The organism is Streptomyces anandii JCM 4720 (assembly GCF_014650655.1).
In the GTDB taxonomy this organism is placed as follows: domain Bacteria; phylum Actinomycetota; class Actinomycetes; order Streptomycetales; family Streptomycetaceae; genus Streptomyces; species Streptomyces anandii.
In genome coordinates this window covers 112675-116555 of record NZ_BMVJ01000023.1, presented here as the reverse complement: position 1 = coordinate 116555, position 3881 = coordinate 112675, and the positions used below count along the sequence as shown (strand labels likewise).

4 protein-coding genes are annotated in these 3881 nt (G+C 74.4%); all 4 read right to left on the bottom strand.

What is annotated here, in order from left to right; all coding sequences use genetic code 11:
* Positions 1 to 99: 99 nt before the first annotated feature.
* Complete coding sequence (locus tag IE249_RS30230) at positions 100 to 1410, bottom strand: DUF58 domain-containing protein (RefSeq protein ID WP_189709876.1); 1311 nt, start codon at positions 1408 to 1410, stop codon at positions 100 to 102.
* Positions 1410 to 2399 (bottom strand): AAA family ATPase, encoded by a 990-nt coding sequence (locus tag IE249_RS30225; RefSeq protein ID WP_189709874.1) that lies wholly within the window; start codon positions 2397 to 2399, stop codon positions 1410 to 1412. Before IE249_RS30225 ends, IE249_RS30230 begins: the two co-directional genes overlap by 1 nt.
* Entirely contained in the window at positions 2399 to 3595 is a 1197-nt protein-coding gene (locus tag IE249_RS30220) for a DUF4350 domain-containing protein (RefSeq protein ID WP_189709872.1), read from the bottom strand. Before IE249_RS30220 ends, IE249_RS30225 begins: the two co-directional genes overlap by 1 nt.
* Positions 3592 to 3881 (bottom strand): DUF4129 domain-containing protein (locus IE249_RS38940; protein ID WP_229859554.1); only part of this gene is annotated, 290 nt, incomplete at its 5' end. The genes IE249_RS38940 and IE249_RS30220, both read right to left, overlap by 4 nt.

Here is a 3881-nt window from a genome sequence, read left to right as displayed (position 1 = left end):
CCCTGTGGGAGAGTAGGACACCGCCGAACAAATATTGAAGAAAACCCCGCACCTCACGGTGCGGGGTTTTCTGCGTTTGGGCCCCGGGCGCGGCCCGGCTCACAGCCGGCCCGCCGCCTTGAGTGCCAGATACGCGTCCGCCAGCGCGGGCGCCAAGTCGTCCGGTGTCGCGTCCACGACCGTCACGCCATGGCGGCGGAGCTGTTCCGCCGTGCGATGGCGCTCCGCCTGCGCCTGTGCGGCCGCCGCGGCCTCGTACACCGCGTCGGTGTTCCCCCGGGCCGCGGCCATTGTGGCGACGTGAGGATCGGCCACCGAGGCCACCAACACCGTATGGCGCTGGGTGAATTGAGGAAGGACCGGCAGCAGGCCCTCTTCGACCGGGGCGGCGTCCAGGCTGGTCAGCAGGACGATCAGGGAGCGACGGGGCGCCGTGCGCAGTGCCGTGGCGGTCAGGCCCCTGGCGTCGGTCTCGACGAGTTCCGGCTCCAGCGTGGCCATCGCGTTGACCAGGGACGGAAGCAGGTCGCCCGCCGCGCGGCCCTGCACCAGAGCGCGTACCCGGCGGTCGTAGGCGAGCAGGTCCACGCGGTCGCCGGCGCGGGAGGCCAGGGCCGCCAGGAGCAGGCCCGCGTCCATGGACGCGTCCAGACGCGGCACATCACCCACTCGGCCCGCGGAAGTGCGGCCCGTGTCGAGGACCACCAGGATGTGCCGGTCGCGTTCGGGGCGCCAGGTGCGTACCGCGACCGTGGTCTGGCGGGCCGTGGCACGCCAGTCGATGGAGCGGGTGTCGTCGCCGGGTACGTACTCGCGCAGGCTGTCGAACTCGGTGCCCTCGCCCCGGGTGAGGACACTCGTGCGGCCGTCGAGCTCACGGAGGCGCGCGAGCTTGGAGGGCAGGTGCTTGCGGCTGGTGAAGGGCGGCAGCACGCGTACCGTCCACGGGACCTTGTGGGTGCCCTGTCGGGCGAAGAGACCGAGCGGGCCGTAGGAGCGGATGGTGACGCGGTCGGCGTGACGGTCGCCGCGCCGGGTGGGGCGCAGGCGGGTCGTGAGCCGTCGGCGCTCGCCGGCGGGCACCGACACGCGGTGGCGGGACGCCGTCGTCTCCGTGCCGGGCTGCCAGCTGCTCGGCGGCCATGCGTCGCGGACCTGCGCGCGCAGAGGGCGGCCGGCGGGGTTGGTCAGTGTGAGGGTTACGTCGGCGGCTTCCCCGAGACGGACGGAGTTGTCTCCTGAGCGGGTCAGGCCGAGGCGTCGTACGGGGGCGGCGAGGGCGTAGTCGCAGGCGCAGGCGACGGCCAGTGGAGCGTTCACCGCGAGCATGGCCGTCCAGCCGGCGTCCCAGATGCCGACGGGGATCGAGCCGAGGGCCGCGAGGAGCGCGGCGCGTCCGGTGAGGGCCATCAGCGGGGGACCGGGACGTGGGCGAGGATGGCGTTGATCACCGAGTCGGCGGTGACGCCCTCCATCTCGGCCTCGGGGCGCAGTTGTACGCGGTGGCGCAGGGTGGGCAGGGCCAGGGCTTTGACGTCGTCGGGGATGACGTAGTCGCGGCCGGTGAGCCAGGCCCACGCGCGGGACGTCGAGAGCAGGGCCGTCGCCCCGCGCGGGGAGACGCCCAGGGTGAGCGACGGCGATTCGCGGGTGGCGCGGCAGATGTCGACGACGTAGGCGGTGATCTCCGGGGAGACGGTCGTCTTGGCGATCGCGGCGCGGGCCGCGTCGAGGTCGGCGGGGCCGGCCACCGGGCGCACGCCGGCGGCGTGCAGGTCGCGCGGGTTGAAGCCGGCGGCGTGACGGGCGACGACGTCGATCTCGTCCTGGCGTGAGGGCAGGGGGATCGTCAGTTTCAGCAGGAAGCGGTCGAGTTGTGCCTCGGGCAGGGGGTAGGTGCCCTCGTACTCGACCGGGTTCTGGGTGGCGATGACGAGGAAGGGCTCGGGGAGCGGGCGCGGGGTGCCGTCGACGGTGACCTGGCGCTCCTCCATGGCCTCCAGGAGGGAGGACTGGGTCTTGGGCGGGGTGCGGTTGATCTCGTCGGCGAGGAGGAGGTTGGTGAAGACCGGGCCGGGCTGGAAGGAGAACTCCGCGGTGCGGGCGTCGTAGACCAGGGACCCGGTCACGTCGCTCGGCATGAGGTCGGGGGTGAACTGGACGCGTTTGGTGCCGAGTTCGAGGGCGGCTGCCAGGGTGCGGACGAGCAGGGTCTTGGCGACTCCGGGGACGCCTTCGAGCAGGACGTGGCCGCGGCACAGCAGGGCGACGACGAGGCCCGTCACCGCGGGGTCCTGGCCGACCACGGCCTTGGCGATCTCGGCGCGCAGGGCTTCCAGGGAGGCCCGGGCGGCGGCCGGGTCCCCGGTGTGCCCGGCGTTGTCAGTGGTCGGGTCCATCATGGACGGCGTACCTCTCTTTCGAGGGCGTCGAGTCGGTCGGCGAGGGAGACGAGGGCCGCGTCGTCGCCGGGCGGCGGGCCGAAGAGCAGGTCGTGCAGGGACTGTCCGTCGCCGTGCAGGTGGGCGGAGAGCGCGGGGAGCAGGGCTTCGGGCGCGTGCGCCTGGGTGACGGGGATGCCCACGAGGGGGGCGAGGCGGGTGCGTGTGGTGGAGCGCAGAGCGGTGGCGGCGCGGTCGCGGGCGTTCGCCTTGCGGTAGAGGCGGGCGCGGCCTTCGACGGTTTCGGAGGCGCGGATCGCGACGGGGAGTTTCTCGGGCACGAGGGGGCCTAGCCGGCGTGCCCGCCACAGGGCGGCGAGGGCTGCCGCGACGAAGAGTTGCAGGGTGCCCCAGAGCCAGCCGGAGGGCAGCAGGTCGAAGAAGCCGCGTCGGCCGGTGTCGGGGGCGGAGGCGTCGGAGAGCGAGGGGAGGTACCAGACCAGATGGGCGCGGGAGCCGAGGAGTTGGAGGGCGAGCGAGGCGTTGCCCTGCTGGTCGAGGCGGTCGTTGTAGAGGATGCCGGGCGATCCGAGGACGACGGTGTCGCCGCCCTTGGTGGACTGCGGGATGCGCAGCAGGGTGGGCAGGCCGTCGCTCGGGTAGCAGGCGTCGGCGTCGCGGGCGGTGGTGGAGTAGCGGATGCCGTCGCCCGTCTCGGCGGTGCCGGCGCGCCGGGCCGCGGGCAGGTCGCAGCCCGGGCCGAGGGTGGTGTCGAAGCTGGGTGCGGGGTCGGCGGTGACGCCGGGGGCGAGCCGGCCGAGGGAGGGGACGTCGGGGGCGACGAGGACGGTGCGTCCGCCGGAGGCGGTGGCCGCCGCGTGCAGGCGGGACTGCTGGTCGTCCGTCAGCAGGTCGGGCACGGCGACGAGCAGGGTGGTGTCGGGCCCGGCGGCTGCCGTGGCCTCGTCCAGGGTGGTGACCACGCGTGTGGTGACGCCGTGGTGGGCGAGCAGCGCGGCGACGGCGTGGCTGCCGTAGGGGTCGGCGGAGCGGGGGTCGAGGCGGCCGTGCCGGTCGCCGGAGCGGAGCGCGGCGATCGCCACGGCCGCTGCGACGAGGAGCAGCAGGGCGAGCAGGATGCCCCGCGCGCGGGTCCACCTCTGGCGGGCGGTGGGGGCGGTCGAGGTGGCGGGGAGCGTGGCCTCGGTCGTCATCCGGCGGCCCCCTGGTGGATGTCGCGGGCCGTGCTGTCGTCGCTCGTGAGCTTGGGCCGTGTGTTCTCCAGGTCGCGGTCGAGCCGGGCGGTGCGGTGGTACGACTGCTCGGTGGCCCTGCGGCCGCCGTATGTGACGTCGTCGAAGTCCCGCGCGGCGGCGTGGAGGCGGTCGGAGTGCGCGGGGAGGGTGCGGCCCGCCTCGGCGGCGGCCTCGTCGGCGGTGCGGCCGGGCCGTACGTCGAGGAGGGCGCGTTCCTCCAGGGAGCGGACGATGGCGCGCATCC

Coding starts and splice junctions, on each gene's coding strand:
- IE249_RS30220 (WP_189709872.1), bottom strand. CDS start 3,595: ATGACGACCGAGGCCACGCTCCCCGCCACCTCGACCGCCCCCACCGCC.
- IE249_RS30230 (WP_189709876.1), bottom strand. CDS start 1,410: ATGGCCCTCACCGGACGCGCCGCGCTCCTCGCGGCCCTCGGCTCGATC.
- IE249_RS30225 (WP_189709874.1), bottom strand. CDS start 2,399: ATGGACCCGACCACTGACAACGCCGGGCACACCGGGGACCCGGCCGCC.